The sequence below is a fragment of the Microbacterium dauci genome, from assembly GCF_030065535.1.
Classification (GTDB): Bacteria; Actinomycetota; Actinomycetes; order Actinomycetales; family Microbacteriaceae; genus Microbacterium; species Microbacterium dauci.
Genome location: NZ_JASJND010000001.1, coordinates 249,909 through 262,745 on the forward strand (window position 1 = coordinate 249,909; position 12,837 = coordinate 262,745).

Here is a 12,837-nt window from a genome sequence, read left to right on the forward strand (position 1 = left end):
CCGTGAACGGCGAACACCACTACCGCCTGACGAGCACCTGGACCGGCAACCGCGGCACCGGCACGAGCGGGTACCGCGACTACGACCGTGCGGTGACGCTGCAGGTGGCCGGCAAGCCCGACCTCGCGGCATCCGCCGATCGACCCTTCCGCGGCGATCCGGAGCGTTGGAACCCCGAAGACCTGCTGCTCGCGGCCCTCTCGGAGTGCCACCTGCTGTCGTACCTGCACGCCTGCGTGACCGTCGGGGTCGTCGTCACCGCGTACGAGGACGACGCGACCGGCACCATGGTGCTCGACGGCAACGGCGGCGGCGCGTTCCGTGAGGTCGTGCTCCGACCCCGGGTGACGGTGGCGGATGCCTCGATGATCGAGGCGGCCGAGGCCGCGCACGCGCAGGCGAACGCCTGGTGCTTCATCGCGAACTCGGTGAACTTCCCGGTTCGCCACGAGGCGACGATCGTCGCCGCCCTGCAGTGAATCGGGCCTCGGTCAGCGCCGCTCGTGCGGGAGCACCTGCTTGAGGCGCTCGACCGGGTTCTGCGCCGGCGACTCGTTGTAGGCGTTCGCGAGCTCTTGCCCCGACAGGGCGTGGATCGCCGACATGATCTCGTCGGTCGCCGCCCGGCGCGCCCGTCCGGATGAGGCGGGGCCGTGGTGCGCCAGGTCGATCGGCTCGCCGTAGCGCAGCGTGACCCGTGGGGAGAGCTTCGGCCAGCTCGCGCCGACCGGCATCGCCTCGTTGGTGCCCACGATGCCCACCGGCACCACCTTCGCGCCGGTTTCGAGGGCCAGGAACGCGACACCGGTGCGGCCCTTGTACAGGCGGCCGTCGAGCGACCGGGTCCCCTCGGGGTACAGCGCGATCGCGCGGCCGGCCTCGAGGATCTTCCGCTGCTGGTCGAGCGCATCGAGCGCCGCCTGCCCGGCACCTCGGCGCACCGGAGTGGCGCCGAGCGCGCGGAAGAACCGGTTGCTGAACCAGCCCTTCACGCCCGAGCCCTCGAAGTAGTTCGACTTCGCGAGGAAATACACCGGCCGCGGCGCGAACTGCGGCAGCAGGAACGAGTCGATGAAGCTCAGGTGGTTGCTCGCCAGGATGATCGGCCCCGAGCGGGGGATGTTCCGGCTGCCCTCGATGCGAGGCCGGTAGATGAGTCGGGCAAGCGGTCCCAGCCCCCAGCGCACGACGTAGTAGAGCACACCGGCGCGCGCCAGCTCGTCGTCGGTGGACGGGGCGGGTGCGTCGGCGGAAGGCTCTTCGGGCTGAGTCGCGTCGGTCACCAGACGAGGGTACTGCCAAATGCATGCGCACCCCGGAATCGTGGAGCGCGGCACTCACACCGGGGTCAAAAGAAGATGGGGCAGGATGGGACGGTTCCCCCATACCCGTCGAGAGGTCTTCCGTGCGCCTGCGCCCCATCGCCGCCCTGTCCGCCGCCGCCGTCTCCGCACTTCTGCTCGCAGGTTGCGCGTCGGGAGACACCGCGGCGCCCGAGCCGTCGAGCACCACGCCGGCGAACCTGTGCGACGCGGCCGCGGCATCCGGTGCGGCATCCGACTCGGTCACCGTCGACGGCGAGATCGGCAGTGCCTCCGAGGCGACGTTCGAGACCCCGATCGACCCGACCGCCCTCGAGGTGTCGGTCGTCGACGAGGGTGACGGCGAGGCCGTCGAGGCGGGCCAGTTCATCAGCTACGCGATGACCGCGTACAGCGGCGACACCGGCGAGCAGCTCGCGAGCGTCGGTTACAAGCCCGGTGAACTGCTGCCCTCGCAGCTGTCGCCCGAGACGATCCAGGGCCAGGTCTTCGGCTGCGGCAACGTCGGCAAGCGCGTCGTCGCGGTCTTCCCGGCGAGCGAGACGGCCACGTCAGAGGTCTACGTCCTCGACCTGCTCGGCACAGTCCCGACCGCGGCGTGGGGCGAGGAGCAGGAGCCCGTCGAGGGCGCACCTGAGGTGACCCTCGCCGACGACGGCGCCCCGAGCATCACCATCCCCGAGGGCGACGCCCCCACCGAGACCGAGGTCTCCGTCCTCAAGCAGGGCGACGGCTACGAGATCCAGAAGGGCGACTACGCGCTCATCCAGTACACCGGCGTCCGCTGGTCGAACGGCGAGACCTTCGACACGACGTGGGAGGACGGGGCGCCGATCGCCTACCCGACCACGCAGTACGTGCCCGGATTCCAGAAGGCCCTCGAGGGCCAGAAGGTCGGCTCGCAGGTGCTCGTGGTGATCCCACCCGCCGACGGCTACGGTGAGGGCGAGATCAACGAGGAAGACCTGAAGGGCGACACGATCGTGTTCGTCGTCGACATCCTCGGCGGTCAGACGGCGCCCGCCACCCAGTGACGGTCCTCGCGGCCCCGCCGATAGGCTGACGGGATGCGGCGCGTCCTCATCCTCGGCTCCACCGGCTCCATCGGGACGCAGGCGCTCGACGTCATCGCGGCGAACCGTGATCGCTTCGAGGTCGTCGGCCTCGCCGCCGGCCGTGACCGGGACGGGCTCGCCGCGCAGGCGGCGGCCTTCGGCGTGACTGAGACCGCCCTCGGCGCGGACGACGCCGAGCGGCTCGTGCGCGCGGTCGACGCCGACGTCGTGGTCAACGGCATCACCGGGTCGGTCGGTTTGGGGCCGACGCTGGCTGCGCTTGAGACGGGGCGCACGCTCGCGCTCGCGAACAAGGAGTCCCTCATCGTCGGCGGCGACCTCGTGACCGCGCTCGCCGCGCCCGGCCAGATCGTGCCGGTCGACTCCGAGCACTCGGCGCTCGCGCAGGCGCTCCGTGCCGGCGCACCCGACGAGGTCGACCGCCTGGTTCTCACCGCGTCGGGTGGGCCGTTCCGCGGCCGCAGTCGGGCAGAACTCGTCGATGTCACCCCGGCGCAGGCGCTCGCGCACCCCACCTGGGACATGGGACGCGTCGTCACGACCAACTCCGCGACCCTCGTGAACAAAGGCCTCGAGGTCATCGAGGCGCATCTGCTCTTCGATGTCCCGTACGAGCGCATCGAGGTCACCGTCCACCCGCAGTCCATCGTCCACTCGATGGTGGAGTTCATCGACGGGTCGACCATCGCGCAGGCATCGCCGCCTGACATGCGGTTGCCGATCTCACTCGCACTCGACTGGCCGCGCCGGGTCGCAGGCGTCGGCGCGCCGCTCGACTGGGCGACCGCCTCGTCGTGGACGTTCGAGCCGCTCGACGCGGACGCGTTCCCGAGCGTCGAGCTCGCGAAGCAGGTCGGCCGCGCCGGGGGAACCTATCCCGCGGTGTTCAATGCCGCGAACGAGCAGGCCGTCGACGCGTTCCACGAGGGCGCGCTCCCGTTCCTCGGCATCGTCGAGACGGTCGCGCGCGTCGTCGACGCGCACGCGGCCCCCGGCGAGCTCACCCGCGAGTCGCTCGCCGAGGCCGAGCGCTGGGCGCGCGCCGAAGCCGACCGCCTGATCGCCGCGTCCTGACCGTCAGTCCGCGACGGGCCACCCGCCGGCACGCAGCGCGTTCCGCGCGACGTCCTCGGCGTCGAACGGGGTGCGTACGCCGGCGATCTCGCGGTAGTGCTGGTGACCGGGACCGGCCCACAGAATGGCGTCGCCCTCGTCGGTCACCTGCACCGCGAACGCGATCGCATCCTCGGGCGGGGTGACCTCGTGGATGACGGCGTCGGGACGTGCCGCGAGCGCCCCTGCTACGAGCGCGGCACGGATGGTGGCAGGGTCTTCTGAACGCGGATGCTGGTCGGTGAACACCACGACGTCGCTGCCGACGGCGGCGGTGCGTCCCATGTCGGCGCGCTTCGTCGTGTCGCGATCGCCGTTCGCGCCGCAGACCATCACGACCTTCCCGCTCGTCACGCGGCGCACCGCGGCGAGGGTCTTCTCGAACGCGTCGGGGGAGTGGCCGAAGTCGAGGTAGAGGGCGGGTCCGCGGTCGCCCGACAGCCGTTGGATGCGGCCGGGGAGGTGTGCGTCGATCCGCGAGCCGGACAGCAGCGACGACAGGCGGTCCCAGCTCCACCCGGCTTCGAGCAGCATGACGATCGCGAGCGCCGCGTTCGAGGCCATGTGCGGACCGATCACCGGCACCGTCGTCGTCAGCGCGCCGGCGGGACCGGTGAGGGTGAAGGTCACCCCGTCGGGCACCTCGGCCACGAGGTCGACGCGCCAGTCTGCGGCGACGCCCGGATCGGTCGCGATCTCGGGTGTCAGGACCGTCGTCACCGGGATGCCGGCGCGTCGGGCGACCTCGATGCCCTCGGGCTGGTCGATGCACACGACCGCCCGTCGGGAACGCTCGGGCTGGAACAGGCCGAGCTTCGCCTCGAGGTACGTCGCCATGTCGCCGTAGTCGTCGAGGTGGTCGTGGGTGAGGTTCGTGAAGCCCGCGACGTCGAACCGGATGCCGTCGACGCGATGTCTCGTGAGCGCCTGGGCGCTCACCTCGACGAGGATCGCCTCGACCGCGCGTTCGCGCATGAGCCCGAGGAGGGCATGGATCTCGGATGCCTCGGGCGTCGTCAGACGCGACGGGACGATCTGCCCGGCGATGTGCCGCTCCGCCGTGGATGACAGGCCGGTGACGACACCGAGCCCGTGCAGAATCCCTTGCATCAGGTGGGTGACGCTCGTCTTGCCGTTCGTGCCGGTCACGGCGAGCAGGGGCGGCAGGTCGCCGTCGCCGCCGGTGCCGTACACCCACGCCGAGACGTCTCCGAGGATCGCGCGCGGGTCGGGGACGACGAGCACGGGAACGTCGGTGTCGCCGATGATCGCGGCGCCCGCGGCATCCGTCAATACCGCGACCGCGCCCTTCGTGATCGCGTCGGGAGCGACCTCTGCGCCGTGCCGGTTGGCGCCCTGGACGGCGACGAAGAGCTCGCCGGCGCGCAGGTCGGCGGTCGCGAGCGTGATGCCCCGCACCTCGATGCCCTGCAGGTCGGCGGCGGTCACGGCGCCGAACGCGGCCGTCAGCTCGGCGAGTGAGCGCCGCGGCGGGTCCGAGGGCCGGAGGACGGGCGGCAACGGGGCAGACGCAGCGGGAACCATGGTGCTCCCATCATCTCACCCGCCCTCCGGCGGACGCGGGTCAGGCGCGGCGGCGCAGCAGCGAGACGACGAGCGCGGCGGCACTCAGCACGAGCGCACCGCCGGCGAGCCAGTACGGTGCGACGTCGGGCGAGGTGGTTTCGGCCGCGGCATCCCTCGTCTCGCCGTCGCCGTGCTCGCCGTGCTCGTCGGCGGGTGCCGCGTCGGCTTCGGCCACCGCGACGGTCGGCGCGGGTGCCTCGAGGTCGTGCGGGTCCTGCCCCTCTTCGGCAAGCTCGACCCAGGCGGTCTCGCCCGTCTCGCACAGCTGGGTGACGGGGAACGCGACCTCGGTGCCGCCGGTGTCGGCTCCGAACAGCACGTCGAGCGCGACGGAGGCCGCCACGGCGTCGTCGACGGGCGTCACCGCCGTGTAGGTGATCTGCGTCGGGATGCCGTCGTCGCCGACCTCGCGGCTGATGGTCCATGCGCCGTCGAGCACGGGGGTGACGTTGTCGGCGCCTTCGGGGACGTCGATGACGAGTGCGGTGGTGGGCGATCCGTCGCAGCCGTGTGAGAACGACAGTTCGACGCGGCTGGTCGCACCGGCGGCGGCCCCGTCCGCGTGCGCGTGGACGTGCGCCGACGCGGCCATCGGCACGCCGATCGCGAGGGCGCCGCCGAGGGCGATGCCGGTGAAGGTGAGCGCCGTGCGGCGCGAGGAGGTGGTGGTCATGTCGATCAGGTCTCTCTGGATGTGCGGCAACGCGCCGCTGCCGGCGGGTACGACGGCGCCGCCAGGCGGTGAAAAAGGGAACGGATGCCGCGTGGACGCGGCCCGTTCAGCGCGGCGGGCCGCGGCGGGAGAGACCGGAACGGAGCGCCGGGAGCGGAGTGGGCTCCGCCGTGACGTTCGCGAGGCGGGGCAGTGCGACGGGCGCGAGCACCGCGTGCGTGGTGACCGGCAGGGCCGATCGGATGCCACGGCCGATGGCGCGCAGCATCCGTTCGCCGTGGCACAGGAGCACGGTCGTGACGGCCGCCGCCGCGACGTGCCCGATGACCATCGCCGTATCGACGTCGATGGCACCGCCGGGTCCGAGGACGAGCGGCGCGCCGTGGTGGACGTGCGCGGTGAAGCCGTCCGGTGCCCGAGTGCCGACCATCGCGAAGGCGGTGTGGAGCAGCGCCTGTGCGGCGGCGACGGCGGCGGCCGTGCGGAGGAGGGACGGACGGCGGCCGACGAGGACGAGCGCGATCGGCCACGCGAGCGTCGCGACCGCGAGCATCAGCCATGCGGGCGGCGCCTCGCCGCCCGAGAACGTGTGGGCGACGGCCGCGACGAGGGTCGCCACCATCGACGCCGCGCCCGCGCGGACGACGCGCACGGAGCGCGTGTCGGCGGGGCGGGGATCCACGGGTCGAGTTTACCGGCGTCTCGACCGGCGGTTTCATAGCCGCGCGGAGTAGCGTGGCCGCTCGTGACCGTCCTCGCTTTCGTCATCGGCGTCCTCGTCCTGGTCGTCGGCCTCGCCGTCTCGATCGCGCTCCATGAGATCGGCCACCTGGCGCCGGCGAAGGCGTTCGGCGTGCGGGTCGGGCAGTACATGATCGGGTTCGGCCCGACGCTGTGGTCGCGCCGCTTCGGCGAGACGGAGTACGGCTTCAAGGCGCTGCCGCTCGGCGGCTACATCTCGATGGCGGGGATGTACCCGCCTTCGTCCGAGGCGACGTCGAAGCCGACGCGCCGTGCGCGGATGTTCGACACGCTCATCCAGGACGCGCGGGCCGTGAACGATGAGACGCTCGCGGACGCGGGTGAAGGCCGGGCGTTCTATCAACTCCCGGTCTACAAGCGCGTGATCATCATGCTCGGTGGGCCGGTCATGAACCTCGTGCTGGCGGTCGTGCTCTTCGCGATCATGTTCTCGGGCATCGGCATTCAGACCGCGACGACGACGGTCGCGACCGTGAACGAATGCGTCCTCCCTGCGGGCACCGACCGCACCACGTGCGAGGCCGGTGACGAGGCGTCCCCGGCGGCCGCGGGCGGCATCCTGCCGGGGGACGAGATCGTCTCGGTCGACGGCACGGCGGTGGCGACGTTCGCCGAGGCATCCGCGATCATCCAGCGCTCGCCGGGCGAGCAGGTCGACGTCGTCGTGCGGCGGGACGGCGCCGAGCAGACGCTCCAGGTGACGCCGGTGCTCGCCGAGCGCGAGGTGCAGGGCGAAGACGGTGACATCACCGTGGCGGAGGTCGGCTTCGTCGGCATGACGGCGCAGACCGCGTACGTTCCGGCGCCGATCTGGGAGGGACCGCAGGCCGCGTTCGAGCAGGTCGGGCAGGTCGTCGCGATCATGGGGCAGCTTCCCGTTCGCGTCTACGAGACGGCGGTCGACACCTTCACGGGTGCCGGCCGTGACCCCAACGGCCCGCTGTCGGTCGTGGGCGCAGGTCGCCTCGCAGGCGAGGTCGCTGCGACCGACCAGCCGATCGCGAACCGGATCTCCGGCATGCTCGCGCTCCTCGGCTCGCTGAACATCGCGCTGTTCGTCTTCAACCTCATCCCGCTGCTGCCGCTCGACGGTGGCCACGTCGTCGTCGCCCTGTGGGACGGCCTGAAGCGTGCGTGGGCGAAGCTCTTCCGGCGTCGCGCGCCGCGTCCCGTGGACGCGACCAAGCTCGTGCCGGTGACCTATGTCGTCGTGATCGCGCTGATCCTCATGGGCGGGACGCTGATCCTCGCCGACATCGTCAACCCGGTGCAGCTGTTCGGCTGACCCGGCCGGCGTGTCAGGCGTCGACCGGTGCGAGGGCGTGGGTGACGAGCCGCTCGAGGGTGACGAGCCCGTCGCGGGACAGGATCGACTCGAGGTGGCCCTGCACCGACGCATACCCGGGGCCGCGCATCGCGTAGACGTCGCCGGTGGCGGCATCCACTGCGAGTTCGGTCTCGCCGATCTCGGTCGTCCCTGGGTCGACCCGGGCGGTGAAGGTGTTGTAGAAGCCGATGGATGCCGCGGTCCCGAAGACGTCCACCGATTTCTGCAGCCCCTGGTGCGGGCTCGCGAGCGGGGCGAGTCCGACGCCGAGGCGGTCGGCGAGCACCTGGTGGCTGAGGCACACCGCGAGGAGGGGCGCACCGGCATCGAGGCGTGCGGACACGACCTCGCGCATACGTGTGATCCGCGGGCTGGCGTCGTCGCGCGGATCGCCGGGGCCGGGGCCCGACACCACGAGGTCGGCGGCGGCGACGCGCTCGGCCGTCGCATCGCTCCAGTCCGCGATCGTCACGTCGAACCCGAGGTGGCGCAGCTGGTGGGCGAGCATCGTGGTGAAGCGGTCCTCGGCGTCGACGACGAGCGCGGTGTGGCCGTCGAAGGGACCGCCGGCCGACGCTTGCGGGTCGAGCCAGAACGGCGCGAGGCGAGCGTTCCGTGACTCGAGCAGCGCTGCGATCTCGGGGTCGTCCGCGAGGCGGCGCGGAGCGCCCGCGGGGGCGTCCTCGTCGACGGCCTCGGCGGCACGGTCGCGTTCGATGGCGCCGATCGCGCCGAGCACACCGGCGGCCTTGCCGTGGGTCTCGCCGACCTCGCCGTACGGGTCGGAGTGGCGCACGAGCGTCGCGCCGACCGGCACGCGCAGGCGACCGTCCACCAGGTACGCGGTGCGGATGAGGATCGGCGCGTCGAGGTCGTGTCCGCCGGTCGCGCGCGGCGTGAACAGCGCCGCGACGCCGGAGTAATAGCCGCGGGGCGCGCGCTCGTGCCGGGTGATCACCGTGCACGCATTCTGCATGGGGGAGCCGGTCACCGTCGGCGCGAACATCGTCTCGCGGAGGATGTCGCGCGGGTCCATCGTGCTCGTGCCGCGCAGCATGTACTCGGTGTGTGTGAGCCGCGACATCTCCTTGAGATGCGGGCCCGTGATGCGGCCGCCGTCGCTGCACACCGCCGACATCATCTTCAGCTCTTCGTCGACGACCATGAAGAGTTCCTCGGTCTCCTTCGTGGAGGAGAGGAACTCGGCGAGGGTTTCGGGCGTCGCGCCGCCGGCGGGGTGGCGGAAGGTGCCCGAGATGGGGTTCATCGTCACGGTGCTGTGGCCGGCGGGGGAGGCGGCATCCTGCTGCGCGCTCACGTGCGCCTCGGGGCTCGCGCCCACGGCGAGGTGGCCGGGCGTCGAGACGAGGAACGTCCAATACGCGCCGCGCTCGTGCTCGAGCAGGGCGCGGAACCAGGTGAGGCCGGCGGTCACCGGATCGGTGTCGACGACGGCGGTGTAGTCGCGGCGGATGACGAAGTTCGCGCCCTCGCCGCGGCCGATCTCCTCGGCGATGACCCGTCGGACGATATCGGCGTACGCCTCGTCGTCGATGTCGAACCCGGGCTCACCGAGTGGCACCGGCTCGGTGGGCAGCTGCGCCATTGCGGTGTCGAGCGGCAGCACGCGCCGCTCATCGATGACGAGGCAGCGCAACGGTGCCTCGTCGTCGTGGCACTCGAACCCGCGCTCCACGACCTGGCGGAACGGCACCAGCGCCAGCACCTCGCGGGGCGTGCCGTCGGCGTCCGTCAGCGGAATGTCGGCGAGCAGCGGGACGTCGACCACGTCGCCGGTGAGGACCTCGACAGTCTCGCCGTCACGGGCGAGGAGTGCGAAGGGGACACCGGAGGCCGCGAGGTCGGCGAGGGAGAACGGGGTGGAGCCGGACATCGAGAAGGTTCTTTCGTTCGGGGCGGTCGCCGTCTCAACGAAAAGACCGCCGGGCTGGAAGCTCAGGCGGTCGTCGGGATGCGCGATGCGTCCGCCTCAGGCGGAGCGCCACCAGGAACGGTTCGCGGACATGGGGCGAAACTACCACAGCGCTGCGAGCGGAGAGGCACGGCACCGACTGTTCAGCCCGACCTCAGCCGCGCGGCCTAGGCTGGGAGCGTGCCAGCTGTGAACATCGGGATGCCCCGCGTGCCGGAGGTCCTCGCCCCCCGCCGCAAGAGCCGTCAGATCAAGGTCGGCAAGGTGCTCGTCGGCGGCGACGCCCCCGTCACCGTGCAGTCGATGACGACGACGCCCACTACGAACATCAACGCCACGCTCCAGCAGATCGCCGAACTCACGGCATCCGGTTGCGAGATCGTCCGCGTCGCAGTGCCGCATCAGGCGGATGCCGATGTGTTGCACATCATCGCGGCGAAGAGCCAGATCCCGGTGATCGCCGACATCCACTTCCAACCCCGCTACATCTACACGGCGATCGACGCTGGCTGCGGCGCCGTCCGCGTGAACCCCGGCAACATCCGCGAGTTCGACGGCAATGTCGGGCAGATCGCCGCGGCGGCGAAGGCGGCCGGCGTCTCGCTCCGCATCGGTGTGAACGCGGGATCGCTCGACAAGCGTCTGCTCGAGAAGCACGGCAAGGCGACCGCCGAGGCGCTCGTGGAGAGCGCGGTTTGGGAGGCGTCGCTGTTCGAGGAGCACGACTTCCACGACTTCAAGATCTCGGTCAAGCACAACGACCCGGTCGTCATGGTGAAGGCCTACCGCATGCTCGCCGAGCGGGGCGACTGGCCGCTGCACCTCGGCGTGACCGAGGCCGGCCCGGCGTTCCAGGGCACGATCAAGTCCGCGACCGCATTCGGCATCCTGCTCTCCGAGGGCATCGGTGACACGATCCGCGTCTCGCTGTCGGCGCCGCCGGCCGAAGAGGTCAAGGTCGGTCACCAGATCCTGCAGTCGCTGAACCTTCGCGAGCGCAAGCTCGAGATCGTCTCGTGCCCCTCCTGCGGTCGCGCGCAGGTCGACGTCTACACGCTCGCCGACAACGTCACCGAGGGCCTCAAGGACATGACCGTGCCGCTGCGCGTCGCCGTCATGGGCTGCGTCGTCAACGGGCCGGGCGAGGCGCGCGAGGCCGACCTCGGCGTGGCATCCGGCAACGGCAAGGGCCAGATCTTCGTGAAGGGCGAGGTCATCAAGACCGTCCCCGAGGCGGACATCGTCGCGACGCTCATCGAAGAGGCGAACCGCATCGCCGACGAAATGGGGCCCGACGCGCCCGTCGGCACCGCGCAGGTCGTCACTTCCTGACCCGCGCGATGCCCCGGGGCGATCAGCTCCAGAGCGAGTGGTAGGCGTTGATCGCCGGCTGCCCGCCGAGGTGCGCGTAGAGCACCGTCGAGTCCTTCGGGATGTCGCCGGACTGCACGAGGTCGATGAGGCCCGCGAGCGACTTGCCCTCGTACACCGGGTCGGTGATCATCGCTTCGAGCTGAGCGCCCAGCGCCATGGCGTCCATCGTCGACTGCACCGGCACGCCGTAGAGCTCACCAGCCCAGCCTTCGAGCACCTGGATCTCGTCGTCGCGCAGATCGCGGCCGAGTTCGATGAGCGCCGCCGTGTTGCGGGCGATGCGCGCGACCTGGTCGCGGGTCTTCTCGAGCGTCGCGGATGCGTCGATGCCGATCACGCGTCGCTTCACTCCGGTGAGGTCTTCGAGCGCCGCGAATCCGGCGATCATGCCGGCGTGGGTCGAGCCGGTGACGGTGCAGACGACGATCGTGTCGAAGAAGACGCCGAGTTCGCGCTCCTGTTCGGCGACCTCGAACGCCCAGTTCGCGAAGCCGAGCCCGCCGAGGCGGTGTTCGCTGGCGCCCGCGGGGATCGGGTAGGGCGTACCACCGGCATCCGTCACCTCCTGCAACGCTTGCTTCCAGGAATCGCGGATGCCGATGTCGAAGCCGGATTCGTCGAGGCGGGAGTCCGCGCCCATCATGCGCGAGAGGAGGATGTTGCCGACCTTGTCGTTGGTCGGGTCCTCCCACGGCACCCACTTCTCCTGCACGAGGCGAGCCTTGAGGCCGAGGTGCGCCGCGACGGCGGCCACCTGGCGGGTGTGGTTGGACTGGTAGCCGCCGATCGACACGAGCGTGTCGGCGCCCGAGGCGAGCACGTCGGGGACGATGTACTCGAGCTTGCGGACCTTGTTGCCGCCGTAGGCGAGGCCACTCGAGACGTCCTCGCGCTTCGCCCACACCTGCGCGCCGCCGAGGTGCTGCGTCAGGCGCTTGAGGTGCTGCAGCGGGCTCGGCCCGAAGGTCAGCGGGTGGCGAGGGAACTGGTCGAGGATCATGCGGTCTCCTGTGTCGGGTTCGGGTCGGTGGGCAAGTCGAGCCAGATGCGTTCGGCCACGGATGCCGCGGCGTGCACGTCCCGCTCTTCGCACAGGCGGATGAGGTCCGCATGCCGCGAGGCCGAGAGGGCGGCGTCGTGCGAGGCGAACCGAAGCCGTTCCGCGCGCTCCAGGACGGGGCTGTAGAGGGCGAGCACGGTGCGGACGGCGACGTTGCCCGCGCGCTCGACCGTGACGGCGTGGAAGGCGTGATCCGCGGCCGCAGCGGCATCCGTGTCACCCGCCTCGTGTGCCGCGACGAAGGCATCGTTCGCCTGTCGCATCCGGCCCAGGTCCTCATCGGTGAGGAGGGGGGTCGCCTCGCTCACCGCGACGCGGTGCATGGCGGCGACGACGGCGCGCGCGTCGCTCAGTTCGGCGCCGTCGACGGGCGCGACCACGGTCGAGCGCCCGGGCAGAGTCTGAACGAGCCCGGAGCGAGCCAGATCGAGCAGGGCTTCGCGCACGGGTGTCCGTGACACGCCCAGCCATGTCGCCAGCTCGCCATCGCGGAGCTGCTCACCCGGGGCGAACGTTCCGTCGACGATCGCGTCGCGCAGCCGACCGCGCACCTCGTCGCGGAGCAGCGGGCGGGGCGGCAACGGAGACGATGGAACCGGCATGCAATATA

Annotated in this window: 12 protein-coding genes; 5 read left to right on the forward strand and 7 right to left on the reverse strand. The window is 71.3% G+C overall.

Annotated features, from left to right (window positions below):
• Positions 1 to 2: 2 nt before the first annotated feature.
• Entirely contained in the window at positions 3 to 479 is a 477-nt protein-coding gene (locus QNI14_RS01145; protein WP_283714349.1) for an OsmC family protein, read from the forward strand.
• Between the two features lie 12 nt (positions 480 to 491).
• Here the strand turns inward: QNI14_RS01145 and QNI14_RS01150 are convergent, their stop codons facing one another.
• The gene (locus QNI14_RS01150) at positions 492 to 1,283 is read right to left on the reverse strand and encodes a lysophospholipid acyltransferase family protein (RefSeq protein ID WP_283714350.1); all 792 of its coding nucleotides are present in this window, start codon (positions 1,281 to 1,283) and stop codon (positions 492 to 494) included.
• Positions 1,284 to 1,405: 122 nt separating this feature from the next.
• Between QNI14_RS01150 and QNI14_RS01155 the strand changes: the two genes are divergently transcribed.
• Together QNI14_RS01155 and dxr are read left to right on the forward strand one after the other, a co-directional pair.
• Positions 1,406 to 2,356: an FKBP-type peptidyl-prolyl cis-trans isomerase gene (locus QNI14_RS01155; protein ID WP_283714351.1), complete on the forward strand. Its 951-nt coding sequence runs from the start codon at positions 1,406 to 1,408 to the stop codon at positions 2,354 to 2,356.
• Between the two features lie 33 nt (positions 2,357 to 2,389).
• Positions 2,390 to 3,472 carry a 1-deoxy-D-xylulose-5-phosphate reductoisomerase gene (gene dxr / locus QNI14_RS01160; protein ID WP_283714352.1) on the forward strand — a complete coding sequence of 361 codons (1,083 nt, stop codon included), beginning with the start codon at positions 2,390 to 2,392 and terminating at the stop codon, positions 3,470 to 3,472.
• Between the two features lie 3 nt (positions 3,473 to 3,475).
• On the opposite strand, the gene QNI14_RS01165 is transcribed toward dxr, so the two are convergent.
• The 3 genes from QNI14_RS01165 to QNI14_RS01175 all read right to left on the reverse strand — a co-directional run bounded on the left by QNI14_RS01165 (position 3,476) and on the right by QNI14_RS01175 (position 6,453).
• Entirely contained in the window at positions 3,476 to 5,056 is a 1,581-nt protein-coding gene (locus QNI14_RS01165) for a Mur ligase family protein (protein WP_283714353.1), read from the reverse strand.
• Positions 5,057 to 5,096: 40 nt separating this feature from the next.
• Entirely contained in the window at positions 5,097 to 5,771 is a 675-nt protein-coding gene (locus QNI14_RS01170) for a DUF1775 domain-containing protein (protein ID WP_283714354.1), read from the reverse strand.
• A 106-nt stretch (positions 5,772 to 5,877) separates the two neighbouring features.
• Positions 5,878 to 6,453, reverse strand: a complete 576-nt coding sequence (locus QNI14_RS01175) for a hypothetical protein (protein ID WP_283714355.1) — start codon at positions 6,451 to 6,453, stop codon at positions 5,878 to 5,880.
• A gap of 63 nt (positions 6,454 to 6,516) precedes the next feature.
• Between QNI14_RS01175 and QNI14_RS01180 the strand changes: the two genes are divergently transcribed.
• Positions 6,517 to 7,818, forward strand: a complete 1,302-nt coding sequence (locus QNI14_RS01180; protein WP_283714356.1) for a M50 family metallopeptidase — start codon at positions 6,517 to 6,519, stop codon at positions 7,816 to 7,818.
• A 13-nt stretch (positions 7,819 to 7,831) separates the two neighbouring features.
• On the opposite strand, the gene QNI14_RS01185 is transcribed toward QNI14_RS01180, so the two are convergent.
• Positions 7,832 to 9,754, reverse strand: coding sequence for a chorismate-binding protein (locus QNI14_RS01185; protein ID WP_283714357.1), 1,923 nt, complete (start codon positions 9,752 to 9,754; stop codon positions 7,832 to 7,834).
• A gap of 219 nt (positions 9,755 to 9,973) precedes the next feature.
• On the opposite strand from QNI14_RS01185, the gene ispG reads away from it, so the two are divergent.
• Positions 9,974 to 11,125: a flavodoxin-dependent (E)-4-hydroxy-3-methylbut-2-enyl-diphosphate synthase gene (gene ispG / locus QNI14_RS01190; RefSeq protein WP_283714358.1), complete on the forward strand. Its 1,152-nt coding sequence runs from the start codon at positions 9,974 to 9,976 to the stop codon at positions 11,123 to 11,125.
• A 22-nt stretch (positions 11,126 to 11,147) separates the two neighbouring features.
• Here ispG and QNI14_RS01195 read toward each other — a convergent pair whose 3' ends face one another.
• On the reverse strand, positions 11,148 to 12,167 hold the full coding sequence (locus QNI14_RS01195) for a 1-aminocyclopropane-1-carboxylate deaminase (RefSeq protein WP_283714359.1): 1,020 nt from the start codon (positions 12,165 to 12,167) through the stop codon (positions 11,148 to 11,150).
• Positions 12,164 to 12,829, reverse strand: a complete 666-nt coding sequence (locus QNI14_RS01200) for a GntR family transcriptional regulator (RefSeq protein ID WP_283714360.1) — start codon at positions 12,827 to 12,829, stop codon at positions 12,164 to 12,166. Before QNI14_RS01200 ends, QNI14_RS01195 begins: the two co-directional genes overlap by 4 nt.
• Positions 12,830 to 12,837 lie beyond the last annotated feature (8 nt).